Source organism: Segatella hominis (genome assembly GCF_004535825.1).
Classification (GTDB): Bacteria; Bacteroidota; Bacteroidia; order Bacteroidales; family Bacteroidaceae; genus Prevotella; species Prevotella hominis.
This window is the reverse complement of the sequence record NZ_SGVY01000146.1, coordinates 1-623: the sequence shown is the minus strand read 5'-3', so window position 1 is coordinate 623 and position 623 is coordinate 1. Positions and strand designations below refer to the sequence as shown.

General features: G+C 48.2%; 1 protein-coding gene. It reads left to right on the top strand.

The window, feature by feature from the left end:
• Positions 1 to 623 (top strand): M3 family metallopeptidase (locus EXN75_RS17530; RefSeq protein ID WP_167639586.1); only part of this gene is annotated, 623 nt, incomplete at both ends.

Below are 623 nucleotides of genomic sequence, written 5' to 3'. Positions count from 1 at the left end.
CAGTTGCCTATCATATATAATGTATGCAACAATGCCAAGGCACCAGAAGGTCAGCCATCCCTGATTACCTGGGATGAGGTAACCACCCTGTTCCATGAGTTCGGTCATGCCCTTCACGGAATGCTCTCAGACTGCAAATACAACACACTATCCGGAACAGCAGTAGCACGCGATTTCGTAGAGATGCCATCGCAGTTTAACGAGTCATTCGCATCCATCCCAGAGATATTCGACCACTATGCCCGTCATACCGAGACAGGCAAGCCGATGCCAAGTGATTTAAAGGACCGCATGCTGAAGAGCATCAACTTCCAGACAGCCTATTCATTAGGCGAGAACCTGGCAGCCACCTGTCTTGACATGGCATGGCACAAGATCAGTGAAGATGAAGTACCATCCCCATATATGGCAGGAGCCTTTGAAAAAGAAGAGCTTTACAAGATAGGTTTGCTCAACACACAGATACCACCACGTTACAGCACCTCCTACTTCAATCACGTATGGGATGGCGGATATGCAGCCGGATATTACAGTTATCTATGGACAGAAGTACTTGCAGTAAACATTGCCGATTACTTTGCGAAGCATGGCGCTTTAGATCCAGCCGTAGGACAGTCCTTCCG